This window comes from Halalkalibacter flavus (assembly GCF_036663575.1).
Classification (GTDB): Bacteria; Bacillota; Bacilli; order Bacillales; family Bacillaceae_D; genus Halalkalibacter; species Halalkalibacter flavus.
The window spans coordinates 1-258 of record NZ_JAWRVK010000297.1 but is presented as its reverse complement, the minus strand read 5'-3'; the positions used below and the strand labels follow the sequence as shown (position 1 = coordinate 258).

1 pseudogene is annotated in these 258 nt (G+C 47.7%); it reads right to left on the bottom strand.

The features are described from left to right. Positions 1-26: 26 nt before the first annotated feature. Positions 27-258: pseudogene (locus SAY88_RS25250) on the bottom strand (LLM class flavin-dependent oxidoreductase); the annotation flags it as partial.

Below are 258 nucleotides of genomic sequence, written 5' to 3'. Positions count from 1 at the left end.
GGATCGTCCGGAACGGGTCCACCAATCTAATCCTTCTTCAGTTCCGCAAGCAATTCATAAGAACGGAGCCGCTCTTCGTGATTGTAAATATGTGACACAAACATCAATTCATCCGCTTTTGTCTCAGCCAAAAAATCTTCCATTTTCTCTTTTACTGTCTGCTTTGAACCGATGAATGCATACTCAAGCTGGCGCATGGCCGCTGCTTCCTCATACGGCGTCCAAATACCCTCCATGCTGTCAACAGCCGGCTGCAAC